9 protein-coding genes are annotated in these 17,251 nt (G+C 74.7%); 7 read left to right on the forward strand and 2 right to left on the reverse strand.

Translation table 11 applies throughout. From position 1 onward, the window contains the following. Positions 1-11: 11 nt before the first annotated feature. The 3 genes from AC5L38_RS29395 (at position 12) to AC5L38_RS29405 (ending at position 6,467) form a co-directional block, all read left to right on the forward strand. The gene (locus AC5L38_RS29395; RefSeq protein WP_495246071.1) at positions 12-1,238 is read left to right on the forward strand and encodes an ROK family transcriptional regulator; all 1,227 of its coding nucleotides are present in this window, start codon (positions 12-14) and stop codon (positions 1,236-1,238) included. Continuing rightward, positions 1,235-2,110: a Gfo/Idh/MocA family protein gene (locus tag AC5L38_RS29400; RefSeq protein WP_495246072.1), complete on the forward strand. Its 876-nt coding sequence runs from the start codon at positions 1,235-1,237 to the stop codon at positions 2,108-2,110. The genes AC5L38_RS29395 and AC5L38_RS29400 overlap by 4 nt, the downstream gene beginning before the upstream one ends. A gap of 409 nt (positions 2,111-2,519) precedes the next feature. After that, positions 2,520-6,467, forward strand: coding sequence for a CHAT domain-containing protein (locus AC5L38_RS29405; RefSeq protein ID WP_495246073.1), 3,948 nt, complete (start codon positions 2,520-2,522; stop codon positions 6,465-6,467). Here AC5L38_RS29405 and AC5L38_RS29410 read toward each other — a convergent pair. Then, positions 6,448-7,134 (reverse strand): RES family NAD+ phosphorylase, encoded by a 687-nt coding sequence (locus AC5L38_RS29410; protein ID WP_495246074.1) that lies wholly within the window; start codon positions 7,132-7,134, stop codon positions 6,448-6,450. The genes AC5L38_RS29405 and AC5L38_RS29410 overlap by 20 nt on opposite strands. Before the next feature lie 2 nt (positions 7,135-7,136). Then, the gene (locus AC5L38_RS29415; protein ID WP_495246075.1) at positions 7,137-7,925 is read right to left on the reverse strand and encodes a hypothetical protein; all 789 of its coding nucleotides are present in this window, start codon (positions 7,923-7,925) and stop codon (positions 7,137-7,139) included. Positions 7,926-8,015: 90 nt separating this feature from the next. Here AC5L38_RS29415 and AC5L38_RS29420 point away from each other — a divergent pair, with 90 nt between their 5' ends. From AC5L38_RS29420 to AC5L38_RS29435, 4 genes are all read left to right on the forward strand, one after another. Further along, positions 8,016-8,798: a hypothetical protein gene (locus AC5L38_RS29420; RefSeq protein ID WP_495246076.1), complete on the forward strand. Its 783-nt coding sequence runs from the start codon at positions 8,016-8,018 to the stop codon at positions 8,796-8,798. A 555-nt stretch (positions 8,799-9,353) separates the two neighbouring features. Beyond that, positions 9,354-11,765: a VWA domain-containing protein gene (locus tag AC5L38_RS29425; RefSeq protein ID WP_495246077.1), complete on the forward strand. Its 2,412-nt coding sequence runs from the start codon at positions 9,354-9,356 to the stop codon at positions 11,763-11,765. A gap of 99 nt (positions 11,766-11,864) precedes the next feature. Continuing rightward, a complete protein-coding gene (locus AC5L38_RS29430) occupies positions 11,865-15,026 on the forward strand; it encodes a tubulin-like doman-containing protein (protein ID WP_495246078.1) in 3,162 nt (1,053 codons plus the stop codon). Continuing rightward, positions 15,023-17,230 (forward strand): hypothetical protein, encoded by a 2,208-nt coding sequence (locus AC5L38_RS29435; protein ID WP_495246079.1) that lies wholly within the window; start codon positions 15,023-15,025, stop codon positions 17,228-17,230. The genes AC5L38_RS29430 and AC5L38_RS29435 overlap by 4 nt, the downstream gene beginning before the upstream one ends. The last annotated feature ends 21 nt before the right edge of the window (positions 17,231-17,251 follow it).

A 17,251-nucleotide genomic window follows, 5' to 3' on the forward strand; every position in this document is an offset into this window, starting at 1 on the left:
AGACACACCGGATGGCAACGCCCTGGAGCACCGCAGGCCACCTCCTGGAACTGATCCGCACCGGGCAGGCGCGCACCCGGGGCGAGCTCCAGCGCGTCACCGGCCTGTCACGCTCCACCGTCGGCCAGCGGCTCGACCAGCTCTTCGAGGCCGGCTGGCTGCGCGCGGTCCCCGGCGGGCAGTCGACCGGCGGGCGTCCCTCCAACCTGCTCGAGTTCGACACCCGCCACGCCGTGGTCCTCGCCGCCGACCTGGACGTCACCCACGCCCGCGCCGCCGTCATGGACCTGGCGGGCGGCGTCCTGGCCGAGCACGCCGGGGCGCTGCCGATCGAGGACGGCCCGGAGGTCGTCCTCGACCGGCTCGGCCTGTGGTTCGCCGACCTGCTGAGCGCGGCCGGGACCGCTCCAGAGGCGGTCTGCGGGGTGGGCCTGTCGCTCCCCGGCCCCGTCGACTCCTCGCTGGGACGGGTCGTACGGCCGCCGATCATGCCGGGCTGGGACGGATACCCGGTCCCCGAGCGGACGCAGCGGTCGCTCGCCCTGCACGCCGGGGTGGACGCCGCCGTCCCGGTCCTGGTCGACAACGACGCCAACCTGATGGGGCTGGGCGAGCAGCGCCACGCCTTCGCCGACTGCTCCGCGTTCGTCCTGGTCAAGGTCTCCACCGGCATCGGCGCGGGCGTCGTCGTCGACGGCAAGGTCTTCCGCGGCATCGACGGCGGCGCCGGCGACCTCGGCCACATCCGCCTGCACGACCAGTCGGAGGCCCGCTGCATGTGCGGCTCGTACGGCTGCCTGGCCGCCGTCGCCAGCGGACGCGCCCTGGCCGGGCAGCTGGCCGCCCTCGGCGTGCCCGCCCAGTCGGGCGCCGACGTCCGCGCCCACCTCGACGCCGGCTCCCCCGACGCCGGGCGCCTGGCCCGCGAGGCCGGACGGCGCTGCGGCGAGGTGCTCGTCACCGTCGTCACCCTGCTCAACCCCGGCGTGCTGATGATCGCCGGAGACCTGGCGGAGACCCACTTCGTCACCGGGGTACGCGAGCTGCTCTACCAGCGCGCCCTGCCCCGGGCCACACGCAACCTGCAGGTCGTCACCTCCCGGCTCGGCGACCGCGCCGCGCTCGCCGGGGCCACCGCGATGGTGGTCGAGCACCTGTACGCCCCCGACCAGGCCGACGCCCGCCTCGCGGCGCCGGCCCGTCCGCACCACCGCTCACCCGCCGGAGTCGAATCGTGAACACCGTCACACCCGTCGAGGTCGGCCTGATCGGCGCCGGACCGTGGGCCCGCACCATGCACGCCCGGATGCTGGCCGCCGGCCCCGAGACCCGCCTCGCCGCCGTCTGGGCGCGCCGCGACACCGCCGCCCAGGAGATCGCCGAGCAGTACGGGGCGGTCGTCGCCGGCACGCCGGAGGAGCTGTTCGACCGGTGCGAGGCCGTCGCGTTCGCCGTGCCCCCCGCCGTCCAGGCGGAGCTCGCCGTGCGCGCGGCCAAGGCGGGCAAGGCGGTGCTGCTGGAGAAGCCGCTCGGGCCCGACCTCGCGTCGGCGCGCGCGGTGGCGGACGCCGTCGCCGAGGCGGGCGTCGTCTCGCAGATGGTGCTGACCAAGCGCTACCACCCCGCCACCCGCGACTTCCTGCGCCGCGCCGCGCTGCTGGAGACGACCGGCGCCCGCTCGTGCTACCTGCACGGCGCCTTCCTCGGCGGGGAGTTCGCCACCGGCTGGCGGCTGGAACAGGGAGCCCTGCTCGACCTCGGCCCGCACCTGCTGGACCTGCTGGACGCCGCCGTCGGTCCCATCGTCGCCGTCCGGGCGACGGGCGACCCGCGCCGCTGGGTGGAGCTGACCTGCGAGCACGAGAACGGCGCCGTCAGCCAGGCGTCCCTGTCGGGCAGCGTGCGGCTGCCCAGGGCGCGCACCCGGATCGAGCTGCTCGGGCCGGAGGGGGAGCTCGTCTTCGACACCTCCGGGATCGACCACGAGGAGTGCTGGCCCATCCTGCGCGCCGAGTTCGCCGCCGCCGTGCGGTCGGGCCGCCCGGGCGAGCTGGACGCGGCCCGTGGCCTGCGCCTGCAGGAACTCATCGACGCCGCGACGCGGCACTGACCACGGGCCACTGACCACGGGCCACTGACCACGGGCCACTGACCACGGGCCACGGGTGGCTGACCACGGTCGCGCCCGTCCCGCCGGGTGTGACCGGCCACCGGCTTCTCGCCGTCGTGCCGGGTGCGGCCGTCGTGGCTGTTCACTGACTCCTGCCGTCGCGCCGGACACGGCTGTTCACCGGCTCCTGCCGTCGCGCCGAGCACGGCTGCCCGCCGACTCTCACCGCCGCCGGACACGGACCTCCGCCGACCGCCCCGAGACAGGGCGGTGTCCGGCATGCCCTCACCTCTCCCCTCGGTGAGTGTGGCGAGGCGCGAGGAAGAACCTCTGCCCGGATGAGAAAAAATCGTACCGATCCGTATAGCCATGACAAGATGAATCCGCGACCGGAGCTTTACGTGGATGCATGGGAGCCGCGGTGGGTGACGACCTCGACATGGACGAAGCGGGCCTGCGGGCCGAGCTGGAGTCCTGCGACCCCGACGACCGGCTCGGGGTGATGACGGACCTGGCGCTCGCGCTGGCCGTTCGCGCCGACGCCGGCGGGCCCGGTGCCGGCCGCGACCGCGAGGAGGCCGTGGAGCTGCTCGGCGGGGTGCTGGAGGAGCTGCTGCCCGGCGACGAGGAGACGGTCCGGGTGGCGGCGGTGCGCGGGCAGCTGCTCGCCATGGTCGCGCTGCCGGCCGGTGACCCGGAGCGCGTCGCCGAGGCGATCGCCGGCCTGGAGGGCGGCGTCGCGGTCGTGCCGCCCGACGACCCCCTGCGGGCCGCGTCGCTGTACTGGCTGTTCTTCTGTCTCCTGGCCCGCGACGGGGACCGGCCGCCCCTGGAGACGCTCGGCCGGCTGGCCGCCCTCTCCGGGGAACTGGTCGGGCTGATGCCCCGCGACGATCCGGACCGGACGGAGATGATCGCGCGTCACGCCGGGGTGCTGGCCTACCGCCTGGAACACCACGGGGTCGCGCCCGGCGGCGACGGCCTTCCCCTCGGTGTGCTGGCCGAGGCGTACGCGTCCCTGGAGCCGGGCCCCTCCCGCCGCGACGTGGCCAGGAGCCTCGCCGCCCTGCACGCCGCCCGCGCGCCCCTCCCGTACGGTCCCTCGCCCGAGCGGGACGCCGCGGCCGGATGGCTTCGCGCGGCGATCGAGGAGCCCGCGCCCGCCTCCGCCGAGCTGCACGCCTACCTCGGTCACCTGCTGATCCGCGGGATGATGCCCGCCGAGACCCCGGCCGATCTCGGCGCCCTGGGGTTCGCGGAGGCCTGCGCGCTCGGCGCCCGGCTGCGCGGGAACGGTCCCCCCGGCGCTCTCGCCGAGGCGACCCGGCACCTCACCCGCGCGGCCGAGCTGGCCCCCGGCGACCCCGCGGTCCTCGGCCTGCTGTCGATGGCGCGGATGCTCGGCGCGGAGTCGCCCTCCGGCGTGGCCGAGGCCCTGGCCGGCGTCCGCGCCACCGCGGAGAACCTCCCGCCCGAGGACCCCCGCGCCGCCATGGCCGCGGCGACGGCCGCCCTGATGAGCGTCGAGACCGACCCGGAGCCTCCCGGGGGAGAGGCCCTCGACCGCAGGATCGACGAGCTCCGGGAGGTCACCGCGGCGTCGGCGGCGGGTCACCCGCTGCGGCCGGTGCTGTCCGGGCGGCTCGGCGAGGCGCTGGCCCGCCGGGGTGAGCTCTCCGGCCGGGTGGACGACTGCGCCGAGGCCGTCGGCGCGCTCCTCGACGCGCTGGCCGCGATGGAGGGAGACCACCCCCTGCGCACGTCCTGCGCCCGCGCGCTGTCCCGGGCGGTGCTCGCCGTGGCACGGCTCGACCCCGCCCACCTCGACCTCGAACGGGTCGTCCCCGCGCTGCCGGAGATCTTCGAGCCGCCCTCCGGACCGTTCCCGCTGGACGAGGCGCGGACGTGTTACCTGTTCGGCGCGGTGTACGGGATCGGATCCGTCCGCCTGGCCGACACCACCTACTTCGAGAGGTCGATCTCGCGCTTCAACCGCGCGATCGAGCTCACCCCCGAGGACTCCCCCGACCGGAAGTGGCTCCTCTACCTGGCCGCCGGGATCCTGCTCGACGGCTACAGCCGCGACAGGGACCTGCAGTATCTGGACGCTGCGCTGCACTACTACGACCGGATCGGGCGGCTCGACCACGACCTCGCGGAGCCCGCGCTGGCCATGGGCCGCGGCCTGGCCAGGTACCTGCGCTCGATGCACGAGACGGGGGAGGAGAACGCCGAGGCGGGCATCGCCGACCTGGAGCGGGCGCTGTCCCTGGTGCCCGACGGCCTCCCGTACCAGGAGAGCATCACCGCCGGGCTGGACGCGATGCGGCTGAGCCGCGGGAAGGAGGCCCCCGGGCCCGCCGACCTCGCCGCCCTGCTGAGGGTGCTGGCCGCGGCCGAGGCGGCCGATCCCCGGCTGATCCCCGGCAGGGACATGGTGATGGACCTGACCAGGGGATACACCATGATCGGCATGAGCGGGGCCGCTCCCGGCCGAGGTTCCCTCGATGAGGGGATCGCGCTGGTGGAAGGGGTGGTCAGGCGCCTGGAGGAGGTGCCGGGTCACACCTCCGAGGCGTTCGCCTTCAACGCCCTGGCCGAGGGCTACCACGCCCGGGGCGACCTGGCACGTGCCGTCGACGCCGCGCTCAGGGCCGTGCGGGCGCGCCTCACCGGCGTGATGCTGCAGACCGGCACGGGCCGGGTGCTGGCCATGTCGAAACAGGTCGCCGACGAGGCGTTCCGGGCCGCCCGGTGGGCGCTGGCCACCGGGCGGCCGGCCACGGCGGTCGAGGCCCTGGAGCTGGCCCGGGGGATGACCCTGCACGCCGCGACCTCGTCCGCCGGCCTGCCCGCCCTGCTCAGGCAGGCCGGGCAGGAGTCACTCGCGGACGAGTGGGAGCGCCATCCGGCCGGCGGTCCCGACGGCGGCGACCTCTCTCCCTGGGACCTCCCGGCGAAGGGCGCGCGAGACGCCTCGCCCGGCGGAGCGGGGGAGGAGGCGGGCGGGCGGCCGTACGGGACGGAGGCGGGCGACCCACCCGGCGCGGTGCGCGAGGGGGAGGGGGAGGTGCCGACCGTGCGGATCCCCGACGACCTGCGCCGCCGCGCGGTGCTCGCGCTCGCGCGGGCCGATCCCGCGGGGCTGCTCGACCCTCCCGGCGTCGACGAGATCGCCGCCGCGCTCGCCGCCACCGGCGCGGACGCGCTCGTCTACCTGCTCCCGGCCTCCGAGCACGGGCCGGGCCTGGCGCTGCTGGTCCTGCCCGGCGGGCGGATCGCCGAGCTGCCGCTGCCCGCGCTGTCCTCGATGGGCGCCGTCGCGTCGTACGCCGCCGCCCATCGCGAGCTGCTCGCCGCGCTGAGGGGCGGGGAGGCGCCGGAACGGGCGCGGGAGCGCTGGCGCGCCGCGCTGGCGGCCGTGTGCGCGTGGGCGTGGACGGCGGTCATGGAGCCGGTGCTCGCGCGGGTGACGGCGTACGGCGCGACACCCGGGATCGTACTGGTGCCGTGGGGAGGGCTCGCCGCGGTCCCCTGGCACGCGGCTGGACTGCCGGGCCGCGACGGGGGCCCGGGACGGCAGGCCTGCGAGGAGGCCGTCGTCTCCTACGCCGCCTCCGCGCGCCAGTTCGCCACCGTCGCCTCGCGCGAGCCCGCGGCGTACGGGGAGGCGCCGGTGATCGTCTCCGACCCGGCCGGTCCGCGCCTGCGCTGGGGGCGCCGGGAGTGCGAGGAGATCGCCCGGCTCTTCTATCCGGACGCGCAGCTCCTGGGCAGGTGGAGGAAGGGCGGTTTCCGCGCGGAGGACGCGGGCGAGGCCACCCCCGGGGCGCTGCTCGGCCGCATGCCCGGCACCGGGCACCCGGCCTCGATGCTGCACCTGGGCTGCCACGCGGAGTCGTCGGCCTCGGCCGCGGAGTCGACGCTGCTGCTGAGGGGCGAGGGCGGGCGGCTGACCGTGGACCTGATCCTCCGGCAGGCCCGCGACGGCTCTCGCGACGCCCCGGGCCCGCTCGTCGTGCTGTCGGCGTGCACCAGCGACCTCGCCGAGGACGACCACGACGAGTCGCTGACGCTCTCCACGGCGCTGCTGGCCGCCGGGGCCTCGGGCGTCGTCGGCTCGCGCTGGGCGATCGACGACGACCCGCGGACCGCCCTGATGATGGTCATGTTCCACCACTTCCTGCGGGACCGGGGGGAGCGGCCCGCGCAGGCGCTGCGGCGCGCGCAGGCGTGGATGGTCGACCCCGGGAGGAAGGCGCCCGGGGCGGTGTCGGCGGAGCTGCTCCTGCTGGCCGGCCAGCGAGATCTGGCCGACCCGGCGATCTGGGCGGCCTTCACGCACCAGGGGGCTTAGGGGAGTGGGGAGGGTTGAGCGTCACGCCGTAACCGTGGAGCATCGCGCTGAGCTCGGGGTGGAAGAGGGGGTCGTCCAGCTCCTGCTCGCTTCCCGGGACGGCGCGGACCGCGCCGGCGCACCGGTCGCCGAAGAGCATCACGGCCTGCCGGGGCTGGTCCCGCTTGGCCTGCCAGAGCAGGCCCTGCGGGGCGCCCCGCCCGTGCCAGTCGCGGCCGTGCAGCCACATGGCCCAGCGCCGGGTGATGTCGTAGTTCTCCGCCTCGGTCTGCACCAGCCACTCGTCGGAGCAGATCGCGGCCAGGTGCCGCCGGTCCTCCAGGTGCAGCAGGCTCAGGTCCCTGGTCAGCTCTATCCGGGCGAGGGCGAGCTTCTTGATCCTGGCGCGGACGACGGTGCGGCGGCCGGTCGCGGGATCGGCGAGGAGGCTGCGCACGATCGTCTCCATCAGCGCGGTCGTCCGCTCGACGGCGGCGTAGAGATAGGGGTAGAAGCGGACCGAGGTGCAGTCGAAGCGGCCTCCGCCGATCTTGCGGTCGGCCGGTGTCGGGTTGAAGTCCTCGACCTTGTACTTCTTCGGGTGCACCCGCCAGAGCAGGGTGCCCGCGGGCAGGACGTTCACGACCGCCTCGCGGCGGCACTCCCCGGGGGGAAGCTGCAGGGGCACGGTCAGATCCTTTCGAGTTCGGCCTGGGCGGCCGCCACCAGGTCGTCGTCACGCCCGCCGTCCAGGAGGGCGGCCGGGGCGCCGCCGAGCCAGGCGTTGCCGCCCAGCCACCAGTCGGCGACCCCCCACGGGTCGTCCTCGACGTCCAGCAGCCGGTTGACCAGCAGGACCAGGGGCCTGGCCCGCCCCGAGGAGTCGAACTGGAAGGCCGGCACCCGGTCCGTGCCGTCGGGGGCGCGCAGCCGGACGAGGCCGGGATCATGACCGTCCAGCACGTCGCCGGGGCGGTGCGAGGGGGCCGTGAGCAGCCGCTCGCGCACCGAGCGCAGCAGCTCCGCCGGGGTCGCGAACGTCTCGGGGGACCCGGGATCCCGGGGGGCGGGCTCTCCGGGGGGACCGTCCGGCGGGCCGGGGGACTCGGGATCGGGCTCTCCGGAGGGCCGGTCCCCCGGCGGGCCGGGGGAGCCGGGGTCCGGCGCGTCGGAGGGGCCGAGGCCGATCCTGAGCGCGTCGAGCGCCTCGGCCCAGAGTTCCGGGACCGGCGAGAGGTCGCCGGGGGTGGCGAGGCGGGGGCGGGCGGTGACGGCCCGCCGGACCGGGTGGTCGGGAGGGAGCGACGGCTCGACGAGGTCGGCGAGGTCGATCGCCAGCTCCTCCAGCTCGTCGGGGTCGTCCGTGGCGCCCACCTCCGCCAGCAGCGCGTCCAGGCGGCCCGCCAGGGCCGGCCCCAGGCGGTCGCGGACGTCCTCGATGTGTTCCACCAGCGCCGTGATCAGTAGTGGTCCGTCCATCTTCCCTCCTCGCAGAAGGTTCTTTACTTGCCACAAGCATAAGAGGAATCTATTTATATAGTTTCATACAGTGAGGAAGGGAGATCCGGCATGACTGGGGACGAGGTCACGAGGCTGCGCGCCATGCGTACGGAGGTGGCCGGGACCGGTCGCGAAGCCGGCTGGCGCCGGGCGCTCACCGAGGCCGTGCTGGCCAGGTGGGGCGGCGAGGGCGTCTTCGGCGCCGGGAGCCGGGAGGATCTCGACGAGGCGGCCGGCCACGCGGCCTGGCTCCTCTCCCACGACTGCGACCACTGGTCCTTCGCCCTCGTCGGGCGCGTGCACGAGCTGCGCTGGGAGGGCTTCGGCGACCCGGCCGACCGCGACGTCGCGATCACCATGCTCTCCGAGGCGGACGACCTGCGCGGCGAGAACGCCTGGTTCAGCACGGCCGACCACGCGGCCCTCGCCGAGCTGCTGCTCGGCCGCTACGCGGACCGGGGCGTGCCCTACGACCTCGACCTGGCGCTCGCCCGGCTGAGGGCGGCCCTGAACGGGTGCGACCACCCGCGGTCGGAGCTCTATCTGCGCTACCGGCTGGGCATGTCCCTGGCCCTGCGCGCCACCGGTCCCGGCGCGGAGCCTGCCGACCTCGGCGAGGCCGTCGAGCTGCTCACGAAGGTGCTGCCGGACCTGCCTGACGGCGACCCGGTCGCGCACCAGACGGCGTTCGTGCTGGGCAGGCTCCTGCGCCGCAGGGGGCTCGCCAACGGCAGCGCCACCGACCTGGAGGCGGCGCTCGCGCACCTGCGGACCGCCGTCTCCCTCGACCCCGGCGACACCGACGCGGCGGCCCTGCTCGGCATGGTGCGGCTGGCGCTCGGCCACGCCTGAACGCCGGTTCCCGGGAGGCGCGGCGGACGGATCGCCCGCCCGGTTCCCCCTTTTCCCGCTCCTTTCCCGGCGGTGCCCGGCCGTCGCCCGGTCGCGCGCGGGGGTGCGGCGGGGCTCGGGCCCTCGCGGGCCCGCGCCGGTTCTCGCGAGCCGGACGCGCCGCGGTCTATCGCGTTCTCCGGTGAAGATCAAACCGAATATCCTTCTTTATTATGTGGCTAAAGTAACCGGAATCCAGATTTAAGGCTTTTTGCTAATATGTCGAAATTCGGGCTTTTGACGTGCGATGTCCGGGTTGAGATTGGTGTGACGTGCGGTTATCCAGGTGAAACGCGCCCCGCCTCCCATGTCTCATTTATCACGATTTTGGGGATAAGGCGTGATTTCGATAGGTATAGCTGACTATAGAAAGTTCGCATAGCCATCTCTTAACATTATTGTTATAAGTATGGTCGTTATTGGGATTCTTTGTGCGCCGTAGAGTGTTGAAGCGCTCCCTATTTGATCAAACACTCTCGAAAGTGCGATATAGGCGTGCTAAATCTGATGCGCTCGATGAGTCCACTGATGGTGTCCCTGCTCGGAGCGGCGGTCCTGCTGGCCGCCTCACCCGCCCGGGCGGCCACCGCCCCCGAGGAGCCCGAGACCACCCCGCTCGACATCGTCGTGGCGGTCGACGAGTCCGGCAGCCTGACCCCCGACGACGTGCTCAGGGAGATCGAGGCGACCCAGACGATCGCGCAGAGCGGTCTCAACCCCCGCAGCCGGGTCACGGTGATCGGCTTCGGCAGCAACAACGGCCTGGAAGGCCAGGAGCCGGCCTCCGAGGTGTGCCGTCCCACGGTCGTGGCCGGTCCGGAGAACCTGCAGTACCTCGCCGAGTGCGCCGCGCGGCTCAAGCGGCGCACCGCCGAGCAGGGCAACGACACCGACCACGCCGCGGCCCTGCTCAAGGCCATGTCCTACTTCCGGGACGGCTCGCCGGAGGGCGCCGTGAAGGCGATCTTCCTGCTGACCGACGGCCGCCTGGACGTCTCCAACAGCCCCAACTACGGAGATCCCGCCGACCGCGAGGCGGCGGCCCAGGAGGTGATAGGGCGCGAGCTCGAGGCCGCCCGCAGGACCGGGGTGCAGATCTGGCCCCTGGGCTTCGGCAAGGCCGACAAGGCGAGCCTCGACGCCTTCGCCGCAGGGGGCTCCCAGCAGGCGTGCGACGAGCGCCCCGCGTCGCGCCCGGTCGCGCGCGTCGTCGGCTCGGCCGGTGTCGCCAGGTCGCTGCACGAGCTGTTCGCCGCCGCCGGCTGCTCCGGTCTCGGCGAGACCACCGACGGAGAGCTGTCCGGAGGGGAGACCAGGGACCTCCAGGTCACCATCCCCCGGATCGCCACCGACGGCACGATCACCGTCACCAAGAACGACCCGCGCGTGCGGGTCGACTACTTCGACCCCAACGGCACCCCCGTCACCAGGAGCGGCACCTCCGACGGCTCGCGGTTCGAGCGCAGCGGCGAGAACGGCCGGACCGAGGCGCTGCGCATCCGCGATCCCCGCCCCGGCGTGTGGAGGGTGCGGCTCAGCGCCCCCGAGGGCATGGGCAGGCAGATGGTCACGGCGACGGTGCTGTGGCAGGGCGCGGTCAAGTCCTACATCGTCGTCGAGCCGCCCAGCGCGCAGGCGGGCCAGTCCCTCATCGTCCGGCTCTCGCTGCGCACCAGGAAGGAGACCGTCGTCGACGGCGGGCTCCTGAGCGGGTTGCGCTTCACGGCCCAGGCGTCCGGCGCGGGGCTCGCGGCCTCCGCCCCGGTGGTGCTGCGCGACGACGGCCAGGCCCCCGACCACGTCGCCGCCGACGGCGACTACGCGGGCTCCTTCACCGCCCCCTCGGCGCCGGGCACCCTCACCTTCACCGGGAAGGTCGAGGGGGAGGGCCTGCGCGCGGGGCAGGTGACGGTCCCGGTGAACGTCAACCCGGCCGGGACGGTCCTGCAGGCGAAGGTGGAGTTCGACGCCCCCAGGGAGACCTGGCCCGGCGCCCAGGTGCCCGGCACGATCACCGTCGGCAACGCCACCGGGACCGCCCGCCGGGCCCGCCTGGTGCTGGAGGGCGCCCCGGGGGCCAGGGCCGTGATCTCCCAGAACCGGCCCTTCGAGCTGCCGTCCGGGCAGAGCGAGACCGCCTTCCACGTCACCTTCCTGCCCGAGACCGCCCGCGGCGGCACCAGCCTGACGGTGCGCGTCGTGGACGACGCAGACCCGAGGATCGTCTACGGCAACGGCCGGCTCAACCTCGCGGTCAGGGACGCGCCGGGGTTCGTCGAGCGCTACCGCTGGGTCCTGCTCGGCGTCCTGGCCGTGCTGCTGGCGGCGGCCGTCGCCCTGCTGCTGGTGCGGCACGGACGCCGCGTCAGGGCCGACGTCCGCCGGCTCGCCGCCGAGCTGTGGCGTGACGGGGAGAGGGCGAACGCCTTGAAGGCCCCCGGCAAGTGGGCCGACGAGTTCCGCTTCGTCATCCGCGACACGGACACCCCCTCCCCGCGCCTCGACCACCCGTCGAGGCCGGGCGACCAGCCGTACGTCATCCGCCTGGCGAGTCCCGGCTTCGCCAGGCTCCGCACCCCCGACGGGGAGCGGATCGACATCGCGCTCGGCGGCCAGCCGGAACGGCTGACCGGCGAGCTGTCCCTGGCGCTCAAGGACGGCAGGGGAGCCAGGAACGGGACGGGCGGCCCCGGCTTCGGGCCGGGAGGACCGGGCGGACCGGGAGGACCGGGGGGCGGGCGGGGAGAGCCGGGAGGGTACGGATTCGGCGGCCCCGGGTTCGGCGGCTCCAGCTCCGGCTTCGGCTTCGGCTTCGGTCACGGAGACGGCCCCGGTCCCGGTCCGGGGGGCCCGCCACCCGGCTCCGGCCCGTCGGGGGCGGGCGGGCCGGGAGGTCCCGGGGGCGGGGCGGCCGACCCGTGGCTGTGAACGCCAGGCGATCAGAACATGCGAAAGGGGGCGACGAGCCGTGGTCGTGAACGCGGTAAGCGATCGGAACACGCGAGAAGAGGACGTTCAGCAGTGACGATGAAGCTCTATCAGCCGGTTCTGTTCGTCGGGCTCGGGGGCACGGGCTGCCGCATCGGAGCCGAGCTCGAACGCAGGATGCGCGAGGAACTGTGCGGCCCCGACGGCACGCAGTTCATGAGGAGGCGCGGCCAGGCCGACATGCTGCCCTACCAGCTGCCCTCGTGCGCGCAGTTCGTCTACGCCGACGTCAACCAGGCCGACCTCGACCGGCTGCCCCGCCGCGTCGTGCCCGGCGCGCAGCACGAGCCGGCCGTCCACCTGAACGCCCACTACGTCCGCGACCTGGTGCCGCGCATCGAGACCTACCCCGAGGTCGCGCTCAGCCTGCGCCTCTCGGCGGGGGAGGTCGTGGAGAACTGGCTGCCCCCCAAGGAGGGCGAGCCCCGCGTCGCCCCGCTGCAGCGCGGTGCCGGGCAGCTGCCGACCGTCGGCAGGGCCGCGCTCTTCGAGACCTTCCGCGACGGCGTCACGCCCGCGGTGCGCGACCTGCGCCGCGCCGTGGGCAACCTGGCCAGGTCGGGGGAGGACCTCTACGCCCTCGGCGGGCAGCCGCCCGAGGCGGTGGACGTCTTCGTCGCCTTCTCGGTCGCGGGCGGCACCGGGGCCGGCATCTTCTACGACTACCTCCACCTCATCGGCAGCGTGTTCGCCGACAACACGCTCAAGGCCAAGATCTACCCGCTGGTGCTGATGCCGTCGGCCTTCCCCGAGGGCATGGGCGGCGGGCGGCCCGCCCAGCTCAACTCCGGGCGCGCCCTGCTGGACGTCTTCCGGCTCGTCGACCAGCAGAACGGCGGCGACGCCGAGCGCGACCTGCACAGCAACGACACGCGCGGCAAGGTCGACCCCGACGACATCGCCGTGCACTACCCCCTCGAGGGGCGCGTCAAGCTGGCCCCGTCGACCGTGCAGACCGGCTTCCTGTTCTCCCGCCCGCTGGGCGCGGAGCCGGAGGACCTGCACCGCGCGGTGGTGTCGCTGGTGCTCTCCCTGATCAGCACCGAGCTCGACCAGGGCGAGAGCGGCAAGGGTACCGACCTGCACCAGTCCTTCGCCGACAGCTTCATCAACGCCAGCGTCGACAGGCAGGTCCCGGCGGAGAACGGCATCGGCAACAGGGGCGTGTCCACGGCGCTGGTCGCCTCGCTGACGGTCCCGGTGGACGAGCTGGCCGACATCGTCGCGGGCCGGCTGCTGCGCACCGCCGTGCAGGAGCTGTCCGTACCGCTGGGCAACACCGAGGTCAACCGCCAGCACATCGAGGCGTTCTTCACCGCCGCGGGCATCCACCCGGTGTTCGCCCGGCGCGGCGAGCCGTTCGCCGAGCCCCCGCCGGTCAAGGGGGCCCGCAACGTGGCCGTGGCGCTCAACGACCGCGCCGACGGCATGCGCTGGAGCCTGCGGGAGCTGGAGGAGCGGCTCAACCGCGAGGTGCCGCAGATGGTGACGAAGTTCGAGCCCCGCGCGGCGTTGAACGAGCTCCTCACCCACCTCGACGTCTTCCACGTCCGCCGGGTGCTGTTCGGCAGCTCGTACGCCACCTCCGAGGTCGACCGGATGGGCGCGTGGGGCCTGATGAGGAGGCGCGCCGAGGAGCCCGCCGCGCCCGAGGGCATGGGCGACGTCCCGCCGCTCGCCCCGCCGATGCGCGACCGCTTCTTCGGCCTCGTCAAGGTCAAGTGGACCGAGAGCGCGCCGACCTACACCCGCGACTACCAGAACATCTGGTACGGGTGGCGCACCCACCTGGTGTGGAGCCGCCCCTGGGCGGCCCAGACCCCCCGGTGGCGGCGCGTCATGGACCAGGTCGACACCGGCCTGACCCGGCTGACCGACGTGCTGAGCGAGTACGCCCGCCAGGACGCCGAGCGCTTCGCCAAGCGCGCCGACGACCTCTACCGCCCCCGCGTCGGCGTCTCCTTCATGCTGCCCGCGGGCGGGGGCGACATGGAGCAGTTCTACCGCAGGGTCGTCCGCCAGATGCTGGAGCGGCGCGTCTCCGAGGGGCAGCTGCAGCCCAACTCCACCGAGGCCGACCTGCTCGCGCTCCTCATCGGCCCCCACGGGTGGCGGGAGGCCTACCGGTTCGGCTGGGAGGAGAACGACCCGCAGCAGGGCGTGTCGCTGCTGCGCGAGCAGGTCAAGCGGGAGGTCAAGACGTTCCTGCGCTCGGCCGAACCAGGCCACGGGCCGCTGCTGCCCAAGCTGGCCGACCTGCTGTCGGAGGCGGCCGGGTTCGGCAACGGCGTCCTCGCCGAGGACGAGCTGGGCCAGTTCCGCGGCAAGCTGGCCGGCCTGGTGCCCGCGGGGTTCACCCCCCAGGGCGGCGGCCCGCTGAAGGTGCTCGTCTCCTACCCGGCGGGGGCGCCCAACCCGGCGATCGAGGGCTACCTCAAGGGGGCGCTCAACCTCCCGGCGGGGCCCGGCATCTCCTACCAGTTCAAGCCCACCGAGGCCGAGTCGATCGCGGTCGTGCTGTTCCGCACCTCCATGGGGGTGACCGAGGTCAGGGAGGTCCGCGAGGTGCTGCGCCTGTGGGCCGACGCGCTGGCCAACCCCGAGCCCCAGGACTACCTGCGCTGGCGCCAGCGCACCGGCTACGACTTCGGGTACCTCATCACCCGCGAGGAGCACCGGGTGGAGGTCCTGCACCGCCTGCTGTGCGCGATGTGGAACGGCCGCGTCGGCGTGGAGGGCGACCCGGCCTCGCCCCGGCGCATCAGGGTGGAGCTGCGCGGCGGCGTCACGATGACGCTCGGCCTGACCCCGATGGAGAACGCCTCCTCCTGGGGAAGCCTGCTGCGCGCGTACGAGCTGTGGACCTTCGCCGACAACGCCGACATCAGGGGGCAGTTCTGCGCCCAGCTCATGAAGGAGCTGCCCCGCGACCTCGCCGGGCAGCCCGAACCGCCGGACGACCTCTACCTGATCGTCCGCGGCCTGGCCACCGAGCAGGCCGCCCGGCTCGACAAGATCCTCAAGGATCCGGAGACGGCCAACCGCTCCCGGGCCGAGCAGTACCGCGGCTTCTGGGCCCGGACGATGGAGTCGGCGCTCGACCACCGCTTCGCCGGGATCGAGTCGCCGATGCGGGCCACCCTGCGGAGCCTGGAGACCGCCGTGCAGCGCTGGAACGGCGACAGGAGCGGCGAGCGGTGAGCGCGGCCCAGGCCGGGGCCGGCAAGGTCGTCGTGCACGACCTCCGGGGCGAGGACGCGACGGGCGCCGTGCGGGCCTGCCGGAACCTGCTCGACGACCGCTCCAAGCCCGATCTCACCCTCCTGCTCGTGATCGACGACGCGCACGCGCTCCTCGACCACGAGAGGGCGTACGAGACGCTGCTGACCGCCAAGCGGATCGACGACATGCTCTGCGTGGCCGTGGGCCCGCCGGCGGCAGGGCGGCAGGTCCTGCGGCTGCCCGGCACGATCGGGCAGGGCACCGGGGTGATCTGGGTCGGCGACCGGACCGGGGTCGACTGGCCGATGGCGGCCGCCTCGGCCGCCACCATCCACACCGGGCCGGAGGACTCGGGGCTCCACCCGCTCGTCGGGGTGCTCACCATCAGGCCGATCTTCAAGCGGGTGTGCGAGCTCGTGGGCCACGTGCCCGGCGGGGTGGCCAGCCCCGGCCTGCGCCTGGTCGGCACCTCCGCCGACGACTCCGGGTTCCTCTCCGAACTCGCCGCGGCGCTGACCCGGCTGCTCGGGCCGGGCTCCCCCGACACCGCGGCCCCCGCCGACACGTTCGACGGCTACCGCTCCCCGGCGCGGGACCTCGTGCCGATGGACCGTTCCGGCAGGCAGGCCGTGATGGAGGACCGCTGCCGCAGGGCCGCGGAGGAGGCCGACCAGGCGCTGGAGGAACTGGCCTCCCCGCTCTCGATGCTCGCCCCCGGCGCGGCGGCGCGGGCCGCCGAGCGGGTCGTGCACGCCGGGCGGGAGCTGGGCCGCCACCGCGAGCTGGTGGAGCGCCTGTTCGCGGAGGCCCACGCCCCCGGCGGCCTGACCCCCGCCCAGCGCGACACGCTGCGCGAGCACGGGGTGCTCCTGCCCGCCCCGCGGACGACCGGGGTCACCGACGGTCTCGGCGAGGCCGTCGAGGGCTACGTCGCGGAGAGCCTCGCCCGGGGCGAGACGCTGCCCAGGCTCCGCGACAACCTGCGGCGGCTGGAGCGTGACGTGAGCCCCAAGGGCAGCGGCTCCCACGTCCCGCGCATCGAGGAGGCGTGCCCGAAGGCGCTGGCCGACCGGCTCGGGAATCCGGCGCCGCCCCCGCCCCCCGAGCCCTGGCTGCCGCTCGCGGGCCTGCTCGCCGCGGGCGCGGCCTCGATCGCCGGGGGCGTCACCGGGCTCGTCGCGGGCGTGGCCGTGTCGGCGTTCTGGACGGTGCTGGTCGCGATGAGCGTCGTACGGGTCCCGGGTGCCGCCCGGCACCGGGGCGGGATCGCGCTGAACGCCGCCGCCGCGCCGGCGGGCACCGCGATCGGCCTGGCGGCGGGCGGCCTCCTGGAGCCGCCGGTGGCCGTCTCCGCCGGGGCGTTCGTGGTCGGCGTCGCGGTCGCGGTCATCGCGGCGTGCCTGTCGTGGCGGACCCGCGTCGTGCAGTGGCGCCTGGCGACCGGCCTGAACGGCGCCCCCCACGCGGCCGAGGCGCTGACCACCCTGGTGGGCGTCGTGGCGGCCGAGGAGTGGTCGCGGTGCGCGGCCAGGCTGGAGACGGCCGACGCGATCACCCGGGCCCGCGCGGCGATCGCCGGCGTGGCCGACGGGCTCGGCGAGCGGGTGAAGGCGCTCACCGGACACCCGGGCGAGGGGCCCGGGACACGCCGCCGCGGGTCCGGCACCGGGCTCTCCCCGGTCGTCGGCGCCCACCTGACCGACCTCGTCCGCCGGGCGCTCGAACCTCGCTGGCAGGTCCTGTCGGCGGGCAGCGCCGCTGGACACCAGGAGTCGGCGCGCGCCGAGACCGGCAGGCTCCTCGACGTCTGGGAGGGCCACGTCGCCGGCCACGGCCCCCTGGACCCGCCGCCCTTCGCCGGCTCCGAGCGCTCCCGGTGGCCCGGCCGCTCCGACGACGACCTCGCGGAGATCCGGGCCGCGGCCGGGCACGACCCGCGGGACACCATGTGGCAGCTGTGCGCCGCCGCCGACCTCTCCCTGCTGGACACCGGCGTCGTGAACCCTCCCACCCTCCGCTTCGCCCCCTGGACGGGCGACGCCGCCGGCCGCGGCTTCCCCTCCGACACCCGGTGGGTCTCCGGGCCGTACGCCGGATCGATGCGGCTGGTCCCGGTGCGCTCCGGCGCGGTCAGGCGCGAGTGGTCGGCCGACGGCGGCGAGCGGGCCGGCGACACCCGGTGAGCGCGGAAGCGGCGCACACCC

This window comes from Streptosporangium nanhuense, assembly GCF_059358815.1.